This is a genomic window from Hymenobacter tibetensis (genome assembly GCF_022827545.1).
GTDB lineage: Bacteria > Bacteroidota > Bacteroidia > Cytophagales > Hymenobacteraceae > Hymenobacter > Hymenobacter tibetensis.
In genome coordinates this window covers 1,079,084-1,096,742 of record NZ_CP094669.1, presented here as the reverse complement: position 1 = coordinate 1,096,742, position 17,659 = coordinate 1,079,084, and the positions used below count along the sequence as shown (strand labels likewise).

At 52.4% G+C, this 17,659-nt stretch carries 16 protein-coding genes; 7 read left to right on the top strand and 9 right to left on the bottom strand.

Features of this window, described 5'->3' with window-relative positions:
- Positions 1-384: 384 nt before the first annotated feature.
- Positions 385-642, bottom strand: a complete 258-nt coding sequence (gene rpsT / locus MTX78_RS04540) for a 30S ribosomal protein S20 (RefSeq protein WP_045687367.1) — start codon at positions 640-642, stop codon at positions 385-387.
- A gap of 523 nt (positions 643-1,165) precedes the next feature.
- Here rpsT and MTX78_RS04535 point away from each other — a divergent pair.
- Positions 1,166-2,071, top strand: a complete 906-nt coding sequence (locus tag MTX78_RS04535; RefSeq protein WP_317258927.1) for a YheT family hydrolase — start codon at positions 1,166-1,168, stop codon at positions 2,069-2,071.
- 144 nt (positions 2,072-2,215) lie between these two features.
- Here MTX78_RS04535 and MTX78_RS04530 read toward each other — a convergent pair whose 3' ends face one another.
- The 4 genes from MTX78_RS04530 to MTX78_RS04515 form a co-directional block, all read right to left on the bottom strand.
- Positions 2,216-2,587: a hypothetical protein gene (locus tag MTX78_RS04530; RefSeq protein ID WP_243800298.1), complete on the bottom strand. Its 372-nt coding sequence runs from the start codon at positions 2,585-2,587 to the stop codon at positions 2,216-2,218.
- Between the two features lie 120 nt (positions 2,588-2,707).
- Positions 2,708-3,343 carry a 16S rRNA (guanine(527)-N(7))-methyltransferase RsmG gene (rsmG, locus tag MTX78_RS04525; RefSeq protein ID WP_243802808.1) on the bottom strand — a complete coding sequence of 212 codons (636 nt, stop codon included), beginning with the start codon at positions 3,341-3,343 and terminating at the stop codon, positions 2,708-2,710.
- A 182-nt stretch (positions 3,344-3,525) separates the two neighbouring features.
- Entirely contained in the window at positions 3,526-4,143 is a 618-nt protein-coding gene (locus MTX78_RS04520; RefSeq protein ID WP_206982444.1) for an RNA polymerase sigma factor, read from the bottom strand.
- Positions 4,134-5,258, bottom strand: coding sequence for a glycosyltransferase (locus MTX78_RS04515; RefSeq protein WP_243800296.1), 1,125 nt, complete (start codon positions 5,256-5,258; stop codon positions 4,134-4,136). Before MTX78_RS04515 ends, MTX78_RS04520 begins: the two co-directional genes overlap by 10 nt.
- Before the next feature lie 162 nt (positions 5,259-5,420).
- On the opposite strand from MTX78_RS04515, the gene tgt reads away from it, so the two are divergent.
- The 3 genes from tgt (at position 5,421) to MTX78_RS04500 (ending at position 8,708) form a co-directional block, all read left to right on the top strand.
- A complete protein-coding gene (gene tgt, locus MTX78_RS04510) occupies positions 5,421-6,551 on the top strand; it encodes a tRNA guanosine(34) transglycosylase Tgt (protein WP_243800294.1) in 1,131 nt (376 codons plus the stop codon).
- Positions 6,552-6,606: 55 nt separating this feature from the next.
- On the top strand, positions 6,607-7,683 hold the full coding sequence (locus MTX78_RS04505; RefSeq protein ID WP_243800292.1) for an LptF/LptG family permease: 1,077 nt from the start codon (positions 6,607-6,609) through the stop codon (positions 7,681-7,683).
- Positions 7,684-7,793: 110 nt separating this feature from the next.
- Entirely contained in the window at positions 7,794-8,708 is a 915-nt protein-coding gene (locus MTX78_RS04500; protein WP_243800290.1) for a DMT family transporter, read from the top strand.
- A gap of 5 nt (positions 8,709-8,713) precedes the next feature.
- On the opposite strand, the gene ispE is transcribed toward MTX78_RS04500, so the two are convergent.
- Positions 8,714-9,553: a 4-(cytidine 5'-diphospho)-2-C-methyl-D-erythritol kinase gene (ispE, locus tag MTX78_RS04495; protein WP_317258926.1), complete on the bottom strand. Its 840-nt coding sequence runs from the start codon at positions 9,551-9,553 to the stop codon at positions 8,714-8,716.
- Positions 9,554-9,800: 247 nt separating this feature from the next.
- On the opposite strand from ispE, the gene MTX78_RS04490 reads away from it, so the two are divergent.
- The 3 genes from MTX78_RS04490 to MTX78_RS04480 all read left to right on the top strand — a co-directional run bounded on the left by MTX78_RS04490 (position 9,801) and on the right by MTX78_RS04480 (position 12,453).
- Complete coding sequence (locus MTX78_RS04490) at positions 9,801-10,469, top strand: sugar transferase (protein ID WP_243800288.1); 669 nt, start codon at positions 9,801-9,803, stop codon at positions 10,467-10,469.
- Positions 10,447-11,145 (top strand): acetyltransferase, encoded by a 699-nt coding sequence (locus tag MTX78_RS04485; RefSeq protein WP_243800286.1) that lies wholly within the window; start codon positions 10,447-10,449, stop codon positions 11,143-11,145. Before MTX78_RS04490 ends, MTX78_RS04485 begins: the two co-directional genes overlap by 23 nt.
- A 168-nt stretch (positions 11,146-11,313) precedes the next feature.
- Positions 11,314-12,453: a DegT/DnrJ/EryC1/StrS family aminotransferase gene (locus tag MTX78_RS04480; protein ID WP_243800284.1), complete on the top strand. Its 1,140-nt coding sequence runs from the start codon at positions 11,314-11,316 to the stop codon at positions 12,451-12,453.
- Positions 12,454-12,512: 59 nt separating this feature from the next.
- Here MTX78_RS04480 and MTX78_RS04475 read toward each other — a convergent pair whose 3' ends face one another.
- The 3 genes from MTX78_RS04475 to MTX78_RS04465 all read right to left on the bottom strand — a co-directional run bounded on the left by MTX78_RS04475 (position 12,513) and on the right by MTX78_RS04465 (position 17,533).
- On the bottom strand, positions 12,513-13,154 hold the full coding sequence (locus MTX78_RS04475; protein WP_243800282.1) for a ThuA domain-containing protein: 642 nt from the start codon (positions 13,152-13,154) through the stop codon (positions 12,513-12,515).
- A 240-nt stretch (positions 13,155-13,394) separates the two neighbouring features.
- Positions 13,395-15,110, bottom strand: a complete 1,716-nt coding sequence (locus MTX78_RS04470) for a glycosyltransferase family 39 protein (RefSeq protein WP_243800281.1) — start codon at positions 15,108-15,110, stop codon at positions 13,395-13,397.
- 1,295 nt (positions 15,111-16,405) lie between these two features.
- Positions 16,406-17,533, bottom strand: a complete 1,128-nt coding sequence (locus MTX78_RS04465) for a trans-sulfuration enzyme family protein (protein ID WP_243800279.1) — start codon at positions 17,531-17,533, stop codon at positions 16,406-16,408.
- Positions 17,534-17,659: the final 126 nt, after the last annotated feature.

Sequence of the window (17,659 nt, the reverse complement as noted above, 5' to 3'; positions counted from 1 at the left end):
AAAGTTCTACTATTGAAAAAGCCCGTCTGTATTGTCAGACGGGCTTTTTTATGTGTATGAACTAACGCTGAAGCCGTTACTGAAGCCACTTAGCAAGTCCAATACTTCTTGCTTTTTCGGCGGCCAGTTACCGCTGCGTGGTTATGCTCACAGCCCATTTACCCGCCGCACCAACGCAATAGCAAGCAACGTGATATAACCGACTTCAGCGGCCGGTTGAGATTAAGTGTGACAGTCTTAGCCCTCTGTGGGGCGCAGTAGGCAGCAGTACACCAACGTTGGGATAGTGCTGTAGCAGAGCCACTTTACATGAACGCGAAAAGGCCCCACGCGCGAGCGTGGGGCCTTTCCTGTATGGAAGAGCAGAAAGTAGCTTTTTGCCGCTTAGGCAGCCAGCGACTTCACGAACTTAGCCAACTTCGACTTGTTGTTAGCGGCTTTGTTCTTGTGGATGATGTTCTTTTTGGCCAAACGATCTAGCATCGACGACACCTTTTTCAGCAACTCTTGAGCAGCTGTAGCGTCGGTGGTAGCACGCAGTTTCTTAACGGCAGTGCGGGTAGATTTAGCCTGGTAACGGTTCAGCACGCGCTTAGCTTCGTTGGAACGGATGCGCTTGAGGGCCGACTTATGATTTGCCATGGGGTAGAAAAAAGGTTCTTCTGCTCGAGTTCAGTTCAATTGGGTTGGCAAAGGTAAAGCTTTGGTGGGAAATAACAAATACTTGCTTACTAGTTCCCTTTTCCCGCTTCACCTGGTAGCTTAGAACGCTTATGTTGCTAGCCGGTTCCTAAATGGCGCTGGTGGCAGTAGTTGCAGCGGGCTTGTTGACAGTATTACTAGGCTGCGCCCGAAGTTAACTAGCAAAGCACTAGTCAACGAAGGAGAGTGGTTTCGCCGTATTCTTAGTGCATACCTTTGAGAGCCTACAGGCTTCGCTTCCAATACAACGGTTTGCTTGGCGGGTAAGTGCGACTTGTTATAAGCTCTGAGGCGTATTAGTGTAGGCCTACACATAGCAGCGCATAAACAAACTTATGTTGATTGGCCTGGCTTTATATGGCTGATTTCCCCTTGTATCTCTATCATGCCTCTTGTTGCACACTCTCCTTATCGGCCGCCATTTTATTTATTTAACGGGCACTTACAAACCATTGTCCCTAGTTTGCTGCGCTCAGTACCGGAAGTGCGCTACGAGCGAGAGCGAGTGGAAACGGAAGATGGCGACTTCCTAGACCTAGATTGGTCGCGGCTTCATAATAAGGATATTAATACGCTCTGCATCGTGTCGCACGGCTTGGAGGGCGACGCAGAACGGCCTTATGTACGCGGTATGGTACGGGCCCTCAACAAAGCCGGATTCGATGCGCTGGCTTGGAACTACCGGAGTTGTAGCGGCGAAATGAACCGGCTACTTCGCTCCTACCACCTCGGCGACACTGACGACCTGGACTTTGTAGTGCGTCATGCGTTGGGTTCAACCCGCTACCAGCGCGTATACCTCACGGGCTTCTCGGCTGGGGGCAACGTCACGCTGAAGTACCTTGGCGAAAACCCTGACCGGGTGCCTGCGGAAGTACAGCGAGCCGCTGTGTTTTCAGTACCCACCGACCTCAAAGCCAGCTCTTATCAGATTGCTAAGCCCCAAAACCGCGTTTACATGCGCCGCTTCATGAAGTCGTTGCGGCGCAAGATGCGCGAGAAGGCTGCCCTCTTGCCCGGCCAGGTGGACCTTGAAGGCCTGGATTTGCTGCGCGACTTTCCGCAGTTCGACGACCGGTTCACAGCGCCCATGCACGGTTTCAAGTCGGCTGATGAGTATTACGAGCACTCGGCTTCAGGCCGCTACCTCAGCACCATCCGCATCCCCACGCTGCTCGTCAACGCCCAAAACGACCCGTTTCTGGCTCCTACCTGCTACCCGCGGGAAGTGGCAGCCCATAGCGAGTTTGTGTTCCTGGAAACCCCGCAGGGAGGCGGCCACGTCGGTTTTGCGGAAGGCACACCCGATGGTGCATATTATTCCGAACGCCGCGCCGTGGAGTTCCTGACGGCGGAGGTGCCGGGGTAGTTGCAACAGCTATTGATTTCTTAAAATATCAACTTAACGTAATGTCAGTTATAACCGAAGTCATGAAAAAGTCTTACAGATCAGATGTTGCCGTTATTAAGAATACTATAGTGTATTTCTAAGATGACACTTTGTCAACTAGTTCTAATTGTGTAGAAAGTAGCAATCTGTTTCTACCCCGTTGTCTAGCATTCGCACTTCGATTTCAAATAGCTCATCTAGTACGCTCTCCCACCTCGCTGGCGCTATAAACACCGGCTTAAGGCTCCAGGCGCTTCTATCCACCTTATCTCCCTGAATGTACCCATGGGTGTAGAGGTAGCTGAGTGCGTCTCGTACGTCTTCGGCAGGCACTCGGTCTTCTGTCATATACCACACAAAGTCTTGCGACTCATCTACCTCTGTATCCTGATAGAGTACGGTTCCCCGTATGCTGGTGGGTTCCTCGTTGCCCCATACAATGTTGGCGGCTCCTAATCCCCCAAGAAAGGTTTGCAGAAATAGCTTGCGTTTCATGCGTGTGGCGCGCCTGTATTTGATCGAGTGTCCATAGTACTACTTAAACCAGCTTTTAGAAAAGCTTTTTGGCTCCCGTATCGTTTTCCAAACGGTCATTTGAGAAACAATAAAAACCCATTATTGCCCTCTCCCACCCGAATTAGTCGGCACGAATACCACCTTCTTCGTCTCAAAGAACTCCTCCGCGTAAAAGTCCTTAAGGTCGGTGATGGTGGCTTTGAGGCCTGACTCTTCGATTTCTTCGGTTAGGTCGCCGCCTTTGAGGTAATAGAGGCCGCTGGTGGCATCGCCGTGGGGTTTGTAGCGGTGCGCAATCCAGGTGTGGAAAGTGGCGAGGCGGGCTACGGCGCGGCTTACTACGTAGTCGTACTTGGGGCGGAGCTGCTCGGCGCGGATTTGCTCGGCCGTCACGTTGGCAAGGCCTAAGTCGCGGGCCATTTCTTGCACGGCGTGGATTTTCTTGCCGATGCTGTCTACAAGGTGAAACTTCACTTCTGGGAACAGAATCGCCAGCGGCAAGCCCGGCAAGCCGCCACCCGTGCCCACATCCAGCACCGACGCGCCGGCCGGAAACTCCACTACTTTCGCTATGCCCAGAGAGTGCAGAAAATGGCGCTCTGCCAAGTTGTCGACGTCGGTGCGGGCCACTAGGTTGAGGCGCTCGTTCCAACTGCGGAACTCGGTATCGAGCTGCTGGAATAGTTGGCGCTGGTGGTCGGTGAGGTGCGGGAAGTAGTGGTTGATGATATCCATGGTGCGGACAAAGGTAGCAGCTGTTAGCACGTCATGCTGAGCTTGTCGAAGCATCTCTACTGCTTCACCTGGTTCATTCAACGAAGCGGTAAAAATGCTTCGATAAGCGGACGCCAGATCAAGCATGACGTTCCGGGTGTGTACGGCATAAAAAAAACCCCGACTTGCGGCGGGGCTTTTCACTAGATGATTTCTTTCTTGTTTTTCACCATGTCATAGAGCAGCTCACGGGCACGGTGCAGTTGAGCTTTCACGGTACCGAGGGGAGCTTTCAGCTCTTGCGCAATTTCCTCGTAGCTCAGCTCATCGAAATACCGGAGCGTAACGAGGCGTTGGTACTTATCGGGCAGCCGCGACACTACGTGCTGCATGATTTCGATTTTTTGGTTTTTGATGGTCGACTCCTGCGGATTCAGGTTTTGGTCGCGGAAATCGATGGTGATTTCGTCGCCGTTGTCAATCTTGATGGCCGAGTCAATCGACATCGTCTTGATTTTATTCTTGCGAATAAAGTCGATGCAGTTGTTGGTGGCAATACGGAACAACCAAGTGCTGAAGGCAAACTCCGGATTGAACTTGTGCAGGTTGCGGAATGCCTTGGCGAAGGCTTCGATGGTGAGGTCTTCGGCATCGTCGGGATTACGCACCATTTTCAGCACCACATGATACACCGGCTTCTTATAAATATGCATTAACTCAGCATACGCCTTTTCATCGGCGTTTTCCACGGCGGCCCGAATCAATTTGAAGTCGTGCTTGGCTTTAGCTGAGAACTGTTTTTCCGGATTGTTTACTTCCATCTGAGGGTACGGTAGAGGAACAGAGAGATTCCTAAAGCGAGATAATAAAAAAAGTAGACAAGGTCTAGTACCGGCAGCAATGCGCCCGGTAACGGGTCATCAAGGCGTCGGCTGAGGCGCTGGTAGGTGGTCGAAACCGTTATTATGCGCAGCATCCATAGTCCGGCCAAAGGTACCCAATCGGGGCGTGAAAACAGCAAAGTCAAACTAATACCATAAAAAAGCATATTACTTCCTATAAAGGTTCCAATGCGCAAGCGGTCAGCTATCCGGTAGCGCCGACCCGCCGACATATGCCGCCGTTTCTGTCGCCACCACTGAAACCAACTGTGGGCTGGTTCACTGAGTGTATGCGCAATTGGATCGGCCACTACGGCCGCCCGCTTGCCCTGCGCTACGGCGTCCTGCACGAACAGGTCGTCGTCGCCGCTGAGGCTGCGGATATGGGAAGCAAACCCCCGAGTGGCGCGGAACACTTCCTTGGTATAAGCCAGATTTCGGCCTACGCCCATGTACGGTTTGCCACGCCACGCGAACGAGAGATACTGTGCCCCGGTAACTAAGGTTTCAAACCGAATCAGCTTATTCAAAAATCCGGGTTCGGCAGTGTAGGCCGAGTAGCCCAACACTAAATCGGTGGGACGCTGAAAACCGGCTTGCATACACAGCAGCCACTGGTTGGTGGCCGGGATGCAGTCGGCGTCGGTGAAGACCATGTGCGAGTAGCGGGCCACCTTGATGCCGAGGGTAAGGGCGTATTTCTTGGGGGCCAGCCCCGGTGGGGTGTTGCTTACCGTGACCAGCCGCACCTGCGCGTAATACTGCGCCAGCTGCTGCAGGTACAGAAATGTATCGTCGGTGGAACGGTCGTCAACCACCACGATTTCAAAGTCAGTGGGATATTCCTGCTTTAGCAGCAGCGGGAGCAGGTGGCGTAGGTTCTCTAGCTCGTTGTGGGCACATACCACCACCGACACCGGCTGCGCTAGCCTGGTATCGGGGGCCGGTTCGGGTGGGCGGTTGGCGAAAGGCAGAAAGTAATAGACCACGTAGAAAAGCTGCACCAGCACAGTAGCCAGTAGCAGCCAAACGGCCAGCGAAAAATGAGGCAGCAAAACAGAGATTCTAATTAGGCCGCAAAAGTAGGCATTCGAGGTGGGCGAAGTACCTTTGTAGTCCTATCAGTTGCTAGTTGCGGGTTGCTAGTTGCCGGTTTGTTCTTTCCAGGACGCTTGCTGACTGACACCCCTAACTGGTAACTGGCAACTCAATGCCGCATGACTTTCGACCTCGTAACCAACGACCCTCATACTAAAGCCCGCGCCGGCGTAGTACACACCGACCACGGCGCCATAGAAACGCCTATTTTCATGCCCGTCGGGACGGCTGGCACCGTGAAGGCTGTGCAGCAGCGCGACCTGAAAGACGACGTGCAGGCCCAAATCATCCTGGGCAACACGTATCATCTGTACCTGCGCCCCGGCCTCGATGTACTGCACAAGGCTGGCGGCCTGCACAAGTTCAACGGGTGGGACCGGCCCATCCTCACCGACTCGGGAGGTTACCAAGTGTACTCGCTCAGCGGCACGCGCAAAATCAAGGAGGAAGGCGTGAAATTCCGCTCCCACATTGATGGTAGCCAGCACTTGTTTTCGCCGGAAGGCGTGATGGACATTCAGCGCACCATTGGGGCCGACATCATCATGGCCTTTGATGAGTGTACACCCTGGCCGTGCGAGTACGACTACGCCCGCCGCTCCCTCGACATGACCCACCGGTGGCTACAACGCTGCATTCAGCGCTTCGATAGCACCGAGGGCCACTACGGCTACTCCCAAACCCTGTTCCCAATTGTGCAGGGCAGTACGTTCAAAGACTTGCGCATCAAGTCAGCCGAGTTCATTGCCGAGCAACAGCGCGAAGGCAACGCCATTGGCGGCCTGAGCGTGGGCGAGCCCGCCGAGCTGATGTACGAGATGACCGAGCTGGTGTGCGACATTCTGCCTACAGACAAACCGCGCTACCTAATGGGCGTGGGTACGCCGGCCAATATTTTGGAGAACATAGCGTTGGGCGTGGATATGTTCGACTGCGTAATGCCCACCCGCAATGCCCGCAACGGCATGCTCTTCACCACGCAAGGCATCATCAACATCAGCAACAAGAAGTGGGCCGACGACTTCGAACCCATTGACGCTGAACTAGGTGGCTACGTTAGTACGTTCTATTCAAAAGCGTACGTGCGCCACCTGTTTCACAGCAAGGAAATGCTCGGTCCGCAAATTGCCTCCATCCACAACCTCACCTTCTACTTGTGGCTGGTGAAGCAAGCGCGCCAACAGATTCTGGCCGGCACTTTCCGCGAGTGGAAAGAGAAAATGGTGGTGCAAGTGATGACGCGCTTATAGGCTCGAGCTTCGTTGTCTTGCTCGGCATGACGTTCTGATAGTCTGATACTCCACGATGCGCATTCTCGATAAATACATTCTCAAGAAATTTCTCACGGCCTTCTTCTTCACCGTGGTGGTGTTGGTGATGGTGATTTGCGTGATTGACTTCACCGAGAAGAACGACGACTTTCTTAAGCACAGCCTGGGGGTGAAGCAGATTATGCTGGAGTACTACGTGAACCTGTTTCCGTATTACGCCAACTTGCTCTCCCCTATTACCGTGTTTATTGCGGTGGTTTTCGTGACGGCGCAGCTAGCCGCCCGCACTGAAATTGTGGCCATTCTGGCTAGCGGCGTGAGTTTTAAGCGGCTGCTGGTGCCTTACATTATGGGCAGCACCATACTGGCCGTTATCACGGTGGGTTTGACCGGCTGGATCATTCCGTACGCCAACAAGACCCGGGTGGACTTCGAGCGCAAGTACGTTAAGAACCCCTATGTGTATAAGGGGCGCAACGTGCACATCAAAATCGGGCCGAAGAGCTACGCCTACATGGAGAGCTACAACAACGTGAACAACGTGGGCTACAAGTTTGCCCTGGAAACGGTGGATGGTACGCTGCTCAAACGCCGTCTTACGGCCGAATCCATTACCTGGGATTCCACCAAACGTGCTTGGCGCCTTTCGCCGCAGTTGGTTCGCGTCATCAACGGGCCTAAAGAAACCCTGCTTACCCTACCCCAGCGCGACACTACGCTCAACCTGTACCCCAAGGATTTTGCCAGCACCTACCGCCTAAGCGAAACCCTGACGCTGCCTGAACTGAACCGCTACATTCAGCAAAAGATTGACCGGGGCGCTTCCGACACGCAGATCTACCTCAGCGACAAGTACGAGCGGTACGCTTATCCCTACGCCATGTTCATCCTCACCATTATCGGGGTGATTATGAGTGCCCGAAAGTCGAGGGCTGGCGTAGGTGGGCAGATTGCGCTGGGCTTCGTGCTGGCCTTCGTGTTCATCATCTTCGTTATTCTGAGCCGTAACTTTGCGCAAGTCGGCGACCTGAACCCAATGCTGGCCGCCTGGATACCTAGTATCGTCTTCACCTGCATTGGGCTGGTGTTGTATCGGGTGGTACCGCGCTAGCTAGTGAAATGGTGAGTTTGTGAAATAGTGAGTTTGATGTTCGACTACCATAGTCGGTGCAGACTCTTCATTTCACAAACTCACTGTTTCACAAACTCACCATTTTACCTATGCTAAAAGACTACCTCCGCCTGCATTTCATTGTGTTGCTCTGGGGCTTCACGGCTATCCTGGGCAAGCTCATTTCGGTGCCGCCGGTGGAGCTGGTGTTCTGGCGGACTCTCTTAGCCACTACTGGCTTGGGGCTACTGCTGGCCGGACGGAAGATGGCGTGGCGTATTCCGCCGGCCGAGGCATTGCGCTTGTTGGGAGTAGGCGCGCTGGTTGCGGTGCATTGGATTACGTTTTTCCTGGCCGCACGCTTGTCGTCGGTGAGTGTGTGTTTGGCTGGTATGGCTACGCTGGCCCTTTGGACCTCGTTGCTTGAGCCGCTCCTGCTGTGGCGGCGGGTACGCGCCTACGAGGTGGGGCTCAGTATGCTCACGATGGTGGGGCTGTACCTGGTGTCGAGGGCGGAACTAGACCAACTGGCGGGGTTGCTGGTGGCTATTCTGTCGGCGGGACTATCGGCGCTGTTTAGCGTGCTGAATTCTCAATTGGTGAAGCGACACACCCCGCTCCGGCTCACCTTCTACGAGATGGGCGGTGCCTGCCTTAGCATTGTGTTGTTCTTCCCCATCTACAGCCGGTACTTCACCGAAGGCCACGGCTTACAGCTGGCCCTTTACGGCTACGATTGGCTGTGGCTGGGCGTTTTGGCGGGCGTGTGCACGGTTTACGCCTTCTCGTCGTCGGTGGAACTGATGAAGCGGCTGTCGGCTTTCGTCGTGAATCTGACCATCAACCTGGAGCCCGTGTACGGCATCCTGTTGGCGGTTCTTATTTTCGGCACCGAAGAAAAAATGTCGGTTGGGTTTTACCTAGGCACGGTCGTGATTCTGTTTAGCGTGCTTATTCACCCCGTCATCGACCAGTGGAACCAACGCCGCACCCGGCAGAAAGAGGCTGCTGAGGTATTGGTGTAGCCACACTACAGTCGGCCATCCCAAACCAAGTATTCCGCTGGCAATGCCAAGTTGGGCGGCAGCTCCAAGCCCGGAAACAACCCATACACTGCCGAACCAGAGCCCGACAGGCTAGCGTAAGCGGCTCCAGCGGCATACAGCTGCTGCTTAATTTCCCTGAGCACAGGATAAGTAGGCGTTAGGGCATCTTCGAAGTCGTTGCTGACGGTTTCGCGCCAGGTTTCCAGCGGCTGGCTTAAGGCTGAGCGCAAGTCGTGGCGGGGTGGCTGGGGTTGTACGCGGGCGTAGGCTTCGGCCGTGCTGATGTGCAGGCCCGGATACACTACTTTACAGGCAGTACCCGTCAGATCAAGGCTTATATCCTCGAATACATCCCCTTTCTCGTAAGCAAAGACGGGTTTGTTGGCAACGAAGAAGGCACAGTCGGAGCCGAGCCGGCGGGCGTAGCCTATTAGGGTTTCGGAGGTCAGCTTCAACTCAAACAACTCGCTCAAGGCTCGCAAGGCAAACGCGGCATCGGCCGAACCACCGCCCAGGCCAGCCCCAATAGGCACTACTTTGTGTAAGTGCTGCCGTACGGGCGGCAGGTTGAAGTCGGCGCGTAGTAGCTCGTAAGCACGATAACACAGGTTGGTTGTTGGGTCGCCGGGGATGGGTATGCCGGTAAGCGTGAGGGTGCTTTCTGCGTGATCAGCGGCGGGCAACACCTCCAGCGCGTCGCACCACGGAAGCGGCACAAACACAGATTCAAGGTTGCGAAAACCATCGGGCCGTACGCCCGTGACGTAGAGGCCGAGGTTGAGTTTGGCATTCGGAAAAACGAGCATGCCGCAAATGTAGCGCATGCTTTCAAGGGTTCCCTTACCACTGTTGCTTAAGTAGCCTATTCCCGTGCCTGCTAGCCGCGCCTGCATCGATACTCCCCTCCTATAGCCGCCGCCTCATTGCCTTAGCCTTTTTACGCCCCTTGCCAGTAAATTGCTGTTTCACTAGCAGCCAGAACCGTTGTAAATTCCCGGTTTCTTCCAGCTGAAAACAAGTGAAGTGCCCGGAATAACACAACTTGCACCCCAAACCGCCAGATTCACACAGATGCCGCACTCCGCCGATTGGTACCGCCGCTGGGGCAAGCGCGTTCTGGACGTAGGGCTAGCTTTTCCGCTGTTGCTGCTTGCGTTTCCAGTGCTGGTGGTGGTGGCGGCGCTACTAGCTATCCAGAACAGAGGACCTTGGCTATTTCGGCAGTTGCGGCCCGGCCTGCATGGGCAGTTGTTTACGCTCTACAAACTCCAAACCATGACCACCCAGGACGCCCACGGCCACCTGCTGCCTGATGCGCAGCGGCTACCGCGCCTGGGGCGCTGGATACGTGCCACCTCGCTCGATGAATTGCCCCAGCTGTGGAATGTCCTGCGGGGAGAATTGAGTCTAGTAGGGCCCCGCCCCCTGTTGCCTGAGTACTTGCCGTTGTATTCTCAAGCGCAGGCGCGTCGCCACCTGGTGTTGCCGGGGCTTACCGGATGGGCGCAGATAAATGGCCGCAATGCCATCAGCTGGGAGCAGAAGTTTCTGTACGATGTATGGTATGTAGACCACGCCAGCTTCGGGCTCGACTTGCGCATCTTGCTTCGCACGGCCGTGCGCGTGTTGGGCGCGCACGGCATCACTGCCCCCGGCCAAGCCACAAACGACCGTTTCCGCGGCTCGTCGTCTCACTCCACCGACTTATCAGCGTCTCATGACCTCCCCCCTTTCTCTTGAAAAGCACATGGCCAATACTTCGCCCCTGCGCCCGCTGGCTATTTTCGGCGCTGGTGGTCTAGGCCGGGAGGTGTTGGTATTGGTGCATCAGATAAACGAGCAGCAGCCCACCTGGCAGTTGATGGGCTTCTATGATGATGCACAACCGGAAGCTGGTACGCTACATGGCTTGCCTTATCTGGGCGCGGCCGCCGACCTAAATGCCGTTTCAGAACCGCTGCACGTGGTAGTGGCCATGGGCAACAGCCGAAGCCGGGCGGCGGTAGTACAGCGCTTAACCTCCCGGCTCCTATCCTTCGCTACCCTCATCCACCCAGGAGTGCCTTGTGCCCCTTACCAAAACGTACAGATTGGCGCAGGGTGCATCATCAGCCAGGGCTGCATTCTTACCACCGACATTGTGCTGGGTCAGCACGTGCTGCTCAATTTGGGCTGCACGATTGGGCATGACGCCGTGCTGGAGGACTTTTGCTCTCTGATGCCTCACGCCAACGTAGGTGGCGCCGCTCATCTGGCACAGGGGGTGTACCTAGGCACCAACGCCACGGTTATCAATCAGGTGCAGGTGGGAGCCCACACCATTGTGGGCGCCGGTGCCGTTGCGGTCCGTAACCTGCCCGCCAACTGCACTGCTGTGGGAGTACCTGCTCAAGCCATCAAGCAACAAGCACTGTAATGCTCTGTTGAATGTATTCGCTGCAAGCATTTGCATGGCTTAACCAACCGCCGTTTGCATGTATCTGAATGAACCTCACAATTGGCCAGTACCTAACTTATCTCTATTCACTTTATTCTTTCTCAGCACAAGCCTAAGCGCCCATACAGCTTGTGCTACATTTGTCTGATGCGCAGCCAGGATTACGATCGTCTTTATTTGTCTCCGCCCCACCTCGGCCGTCACGAACTGAATTACCTCCATAAAGCCATTGAGGACAACTGGGTGGCGCCTATTGGCCCCAACCTCGATGGTTTTGAACGAGACATCTGCGAGTACACCGGTGCCCACCATTGCGTAGCGCTTAGCTCAGGCACTGCCGCTATTCACTTAGGCTTGATTCTGTTGGGTGTTGGGCCGGGTGATACGGTGCTTTGCCCCTCGTTTACCTTCGTTGCAACCGCCAACCCTATCACTTACCTCGGGGCCACGCCAGTCTTCGTCGACAGCGAAACCGACACCTGGAATCTGTGCCCGGAGCGGCTGCGCGAAGCCATAGAAGACCAACTTCAACAAGGCCGCCGGCCAAAGGCGTTGCTCGTTGTGCACCTGTACGGCATGCCCGCAAAACTGCGTGAGATTCTGGCCCTGGCAGCGGAGTACAACATACCCGTGCTCGAAGATGCAGCCGAGGCGTTGGGCTCTCGCCACGAAGGGGTGCCCCTGGGCACATTTGGTGCAGTTGGCGTCTTCTCTTTCAACGGCAACAAAATTCTTACTACCAGCGGCGGCGGTGTGCTGGTCACCAACAATGCCGAGTGGGCGCGGAAAGCTCGGCACCTAGCTACCCAGGCCCGAGATGTTGCTTCTCACTACCAGCATTCCGAAACCGGCTACAATTACCGCCTCAGCAATCTGCTGGCGGGTATAGGTCGGGGCCAGATGGAGCTTATTGAAGAACGGGTGAAAAAGCGCCGTGAAATTCATGCGTGGTACCGGGAACAGCTAGCCGATGTGGGTGGCCTGCGCGTAGCACCTGTCGAGCTAGCCGGAAACCGCAGCAACCGCTGGCTTACCACACTCCTCCTCGACCCCACTGAAACCAGTATCACGCCCGAACAACTACGGCTCCACCTCGAAACGCGCAACATCGAAAGCCGGCCCCTGTGGAAGCCCCTCCATTTGCAGCCGCTTTTTGCCGCTACTCCTATGTACGGTGGCACCGTCTGCGCCGACTTGTTCGCCCGTGGCCTCTGCTTACCCTCTGGCTCAGCCATGACCGAAGTGGACCTACGCCGGGTAACCAGCGCGGTACATGAGATATGCTAGCTAGCAAGATTGTGGACGGCAAAACGAGGCAGAGCAGATAGCTACTGCGCCACGGGTTCTTATTTGCCTATTGCGTAAGTGATGCCACCCAGCAAATGCCGCAGAAATAAAGGCTCTTGGTAGCTTTCATCGGTATGGCCGCCGGCAGTGTAAAACGCACGACCACCATCGTAGGAGTGGTACCAAGCAATCGGGTGAGTGGTGCCATTGGTACCGCCCGAGTAACTGGTTTCATCCAACGTCGCTAGCACCCGCAAATCCGGCGCTAGATTACGGAAGTTGTACCACTCATCCGTGCGTACCCACCGAGCCGGAAGGAAACTTGTGGCAGGATGGCCGCTGTCGACCACATTTACCGTAGCCTGCTGCACAGCAGGATGGCCATTGAAATACGCTCCTACCAAGCTGTTGTACCAGGCCCACTCATACTCAGTATCCGTGGCGGCATGCACCCCCACAAAGCCTCTCCCCAAACGGATGTACTGCTCGAATGCAGTTTGCTGAGCCGGATTCAGCACATTCTGGGTTGTGCTCAGGAACACCACGGCCTTGTACTTCCGTAAAGTAGCAAGCTGGAAGCGCCCCGCATCATTGGTGGTATCAACGCGAAAGTTGTTGTCGCGCCCAAGCTGCTGAATGGCCTTGATACCAGCTGGAATGGAGGTGTGGTAGAAACCGCTCGTCTTGTAAAAGACAAGCACAGTATTAGCCTTGGCAACTGGTTTCGAGGGCTCCTTTTTTTGGAAGCCTCCAAAGAACAACCCTGAAACTACAAGCAGGCAACACAGCACTAAGCGCATACGGGAACGACATAAATGATAGAAGCACCAATATAGGAACTACCACTGCACGGCACGCCCGATGCAGTACAACGATGTGCTACTCTGCCTAAGCGGCATCCTCATCCATCGAACTATAGCATAGGATGTGGCAGCACTATTTCACTTGTTTAGGACATACAATTTAACCATAATATTATGGCCACTAATATTCTGCCTATGGAAACTATCTATGGGAGCTGCACCGAATTCGTGCGCTATTTTTTCTAATTCTTTCCCCGGAGAAAAGTTTTCATTGTAATACCACTTTGGTGTACGAAGATGTGGACTTACATAGTCGCCAATATTATTTCTTAACTCCGGAGAATGAACAATCCAAATTCTCTTTTTATCACTTAAATCACCGAATTGCTGACGTACTTTATCGTAATATTCCTGCTTAGTAGCAGTTGCATGCCTTAAATCGTCACGCCCTACCGCATCATATTTAAGATTATACGCTTCTTTATAATACTTGTATGCATGGTTCACGTTCCAATAAACATATACAGCGTCTCCCTCCTTATACCGATCATTAACATAAAGCATAGCTTCTCTGTTATACTCCTTTTTCAGCAGACGGTCGGGTGCTACAGTGAACCGTATTGCGTTCCACGTGGGCGGGAACAATAAAAGCAGAACTAAAATCGAGGCTACTAGATTTCGATTTCGCCTGCCAAAAGCCTCAGCGGTAACTTGCGCACCATAAGAAATAAGAAGAATAAATAGTGGAGCAAGAAAAATAATAAGGCGTTCAAAAAAAGGATACGCCTTAAACGCAGATGCAACCAGCGTTAACGCTATAGGTACAACAAGTATGAACAGACGATACTTGTTTCTCCTGAACAAAGCAACAACACCTACCAACTCCAGTAGAATTGGCAAGAAGGGCAATCTAAAAAAAGTCTGTACAGTGGAATAGTCTTTTATATCAGGTCCAACTATATTCTTCCCGAATTTAACTAACATGCCAAGATTCCGCTCTAATAGGATATAATGCGTATAAGCAAACCATTCTATGTTTTCTGATAAAGGAGAAAATAGTGGCAGAAAAGCATTACAACCCGTTTCAAAGAAATCTTTGAGCCAACCAGAATCAGCATAATTACGCAAAAACAAAAAGTATACAAGAGCGAAGCTTACTAGCCACATACCAAAAGGAATGAGCTTAAAAAACAGGCTCTTCCATTCGCCTTTGAGTAGCAGATTACAACTTACCACAATCCCTATTCCTGCTAAGACAAATATCGAGCTATTAGAAAACCATACTAATATTCCACCGGTAATACCCCACAATAAAAGGTGCTTAACTTCTAAACGATGTTGAAACTTCACAAAGAGATATAAAGCCAGTACTGAAGCTAGCAGCTCAATACCATACTGCTTAGCTTCTGTGGTGTAGTAAACGAAAGGCTCACCAAAAGCGAGGATGCCAACTGCTATTATAACAGACCATGGCTTTAGAAAGAAACGTGCAACAGGCACGAACAATAAAATTGAAGCTATTCCACCTACCAATGAAGACAAGCGCAATGCCCTTTCCCCTTTACCAAATAACAGAACAGAAAGCTTAGTCATCCACAGATAACCAAGCGGTGCTTTTTGCTGGTAATCCATTGGCTTAGTAAGCAAATCTATAAAATTCATTTTTATCAGATTTACATTCAGATAGAGCTCATCAATCCATAAAGATCTGTTATCAAAAAAATGAAACACCCTTAAAAATGCTCCTATTATAATTACGGTTAATAATATTCGTTGATAATTCTTATTTAAAGAAGCGAGCAATATGTCTCGTTCGATAAAATCAACATTCATTTGCTTTGAAGTGCGCAGCATATACTTTCGTTTGGTTGACAACTGCAATCAGGAAGACCAAGCGAATACTAGTCTTTCAGAGCTTGCTTTCAGGCGGCGAGTACTGAGTGATTCAACAGTGCATTTTCAATGACTGGACCGTTGAATAACTAAATATTCCTTTCACATTATGTTCAACTTATGGCCACTGGACTCATTGACGAGCATGTAACTTAAGCGTGGTAGCCTACGCACAACCAAAAAGAAATTCTCTGATTAGCTAGACAAAATACCATTAATCTAATCTTAATTTCACGGCATTTTGTTAGTAATGTAATTCAAAATGCCGTAACACATATAATTATTTTTTTTAATTTAATATTAATTCCAGTTACTGATGAGGTTATTGCCTTTAATTTATAGTTGATTTCCACACAACAAATTCTATAGCTGGCAGGATGGATAATCAGGTGTAGCCAGCGTACTTCTTGAAGTAGCGCCGGGTTCAGAGCACAGGCCTAATGAGCATGATGAGGTCGGGCAGCGTAGCGCGATGTCAGCTAAAACTGAGTGGCCTAAAGCCTGAGGAAATCCAACTGTCGGGGCCCGGTGTACACGGATATACACCTTGTAAAGGCCCCACATCCTACGAATAGAATGCTGTGTGCACAAGTTGCTGTGCTGGCATGTAAAGTCCAGGTAGCCATTCACGGCCACGTGTATCGCAAATGCGCCTGCGTCCTAGACTACCACCTAGCTGAAATAAACTCGCACGTGAGCCAGGCAGTGGCGCTGATGACGGAGTGAAGCTGCCCGCTCATCGAGCAAGTGTGCGTGGTCTAGCTGTTGTGCAAGTGCCGTACAAACAGTGAGTTCAGAACCGCTTTACCGTATATGTTCTATGGTGAGGCACGTGTTAGTTTGTGCACAAGTTCGAACTGCTGCAGTGCTGGCTGTGCCACTATATATACTCACGCTTCTATCAAGCAAATATGCAGCAAGCCTCAAGGGTATGGTATGCGAAGCCCATGCCCGTATTGCGCAAATACTGGATGCCGTCACTCATATTACTCTCGCCAAATTACTGGCGATTATATCAACACACACATCACCTACTCCACCTTATCCTTGCGCCTTACTGGCTAATGTAGCGCCCAATAATGCTTTCACCCAGGCTCCTGGCAAAAGGCACAAAGGGCGAGCAAAAGCACATAAAGTTCATTCTCTAGTTTTAAGAGTACAAAGCAGACAGAACGTGGTATAAATTACACCCTACTAGTACATTTCCTTAAACGCTCCTTTAATTGCGTGGCAATCATTAACTTAACTGCTAATAATTATTTAGCAAAAGCTTGTTCTAAGTCAGCTAATAGCTCGTTGATTGGTTCGATGCCAACAGACAGCCGTACAAGCCCCACTCTAATACCTAATTCGAGCTGTTGCTGCTGGGTGAGGGAGCGGTGCGAAGTACCCAATGGATAAGACAAAGAGGAATCTACTCCGGCGAGGGAAGGAGCGAAAGGAAAACGCTTTACAGCTCGCATAAACTGATTCACCACTTCGGCCTCGTCTTCCAACTGGAAGGAAAGCATACCGCCAAATAATGCCCGGCCTTGGTTGGCAGCCAATAGGTGTTGCGGGTGGTCTGGCAAGCCAGGATAATGCACGGCTTGCACAGTTGGCTGCTGCTTCAGGAACTTGGCAATAGCCTCCGCGTTGCGGCAATGTGCTTCCACACGCAAGCGTAACGTTTTCAGGCCGCGTACGGCCAGCCAGCTTTCCATAGGGCTCAGCGTAAGGCCGAACAATACACCAATCTGCTTGAGGCGTGCTGCGTCCTCTGCGGCCCGAGCTACTACCACGCCGGCTGTCACATCAGAGTGCCCGGAAATATATTTCGTAACGCTGTGCAGCACCAAATCGGCCTCGTAGTCGAAAGGGCGCGTGAGCACAGGAGTTGCAAAGGTATTGTCAACAACCAGCTTCAGGCCGTGCGTATGACATGCTTGGGCTGCGCCGCGTAGGTCTACCACCCGCAGAAGCGGGTTGCTAATGGTTTCGCAAAGTAGTAATCGGGTGCGGGGTTCCAGATAAGGTGTTAAGTCCTCAGCTAAGACCTCAAAAGGCACGTAGGTTACGCCAACGCCCAATCGGCTTAATTCCTGGTTCAGCAGCGCTGAAGACCCACCGTAGATGTCCGCAGCGCACAGCACATGGTCGCCGGAAGCGCAGTAGGTCATGATGGCCGCAAAAATGGCCGCCATTCCTGAACCGGTTGCTACAGCGCCGGCCCCGCCCTCCAGCAAGTTCACCGCATCAGCTAATTCATCGGAATTAGGATTACCATTACGGGAATAGAGGTAGCGGCTTCCTGGCTCTCCAAAGTACAGCTCCAACTCATTCAGATCTTCAAACTTGAAAACAGAGGTCTGGTAGATGGGGGTGATTTTGGGGTGAATATGCATGCAGTGTGAACAAGATTAAGCTTGGGAGTTTGCGCTATCCTTCCTTTTACTATCCCGAATATGCTCTGCGGATAGCACCTGAAAGAGCGGCAAACGGTGCAAGCTAAAACTTACGCCACATTGTTT

Bases quoted from the DNA above. Each gene is read 5' to 3' on its own strand.
- rpsT (WP_045687367.1), bottom strand. From the start codon at position 642: ATGGCAAATCATAAGTCGGCCCTCAAGCGCATCCGTTCCAACGAAGCT.
- MTX78_RS04530 (WP_243800298.1), bottom strand. From the start codon at position 2,587: ATGAAACGCAAGCTATTTCTGCAAACCTTTCTTGGGGGATTAGGAGCC.
- rsmG (WP_243802808.1), bottom strand. From the start codon at position 3,343: ATGGATATCATCAACCACTACTTCCCGCACCTCACCGACCACCAGCGC.
- MTX78_RS04520 (WP_206982444.1), bottom strand. From the start codon at position 4,143: ATGGAAGTAAACAATCCGGAAAAACAGTTCTCAGCTAAAGCCAAGCAC.
- tgt (WP_243800294.1), top strand. From the start codon at position 5,421: ATGACTTTCGACCTCGTAACCAACGACCCTCATACTAAAGCCCGCGCC.
- MTX78_RS04505 (WP_243800292.1), top strand. From the start codon at position 6,607: ATGCGCATTCTCGATAAATACATTCTCAAGAAATTTCTCACGGCCTTC.
- MTX78_RS04500 (WP_243800290.1), top strand. From the start codon at position 7,794: ATGCTAAAAGACTACCTCCGCCTGCATTTCATTGTGTTGCTCTGGGGC.
- ispE (WP_317258926.1), bottom strand. From the start codon at position 9,553: ATGCGCTACATTTGCGGCATGCTCGTTTTTCCGAATGCCAAACTCAAC.
- MTX78_RS04490 (WP_243800288.1), top strand. From the start codon at position 9,801: ATGCCGCACTCCGCCGATTGGTACCGCCGCTGGGGCAAGCGCGTTCTG.
- MTX78_RS04485 (WP_243800286.1), top strand. From the start codon at position 10,447: ATGACCTCCCCCCTTTCTCTTGAAAAGCACATGGCCAATACTTCGCCC.
- MTX78_RS04480 (WP_243800284.1), top strand. From the start codon at position 11,314: ATGCGCAGCCAGGATTACGATCGTCTTTATTTGTCTCCGCCCCACCTC.
- MTX78_RS04470 (WP_243800281.1), bottom strand. From the start codon at position 15,110: ATGCTGCGCACTTCAAAGCAAATGAATGTTGATTTTATCGAACGAGAC.
- MTX78_RS04465 (WP_243800279.1), bottom strand. From the start codon at position 17,533: ATGCATATTCACCCCAAAATCACCCCCATCTACCAGACCTCTGTTTTC.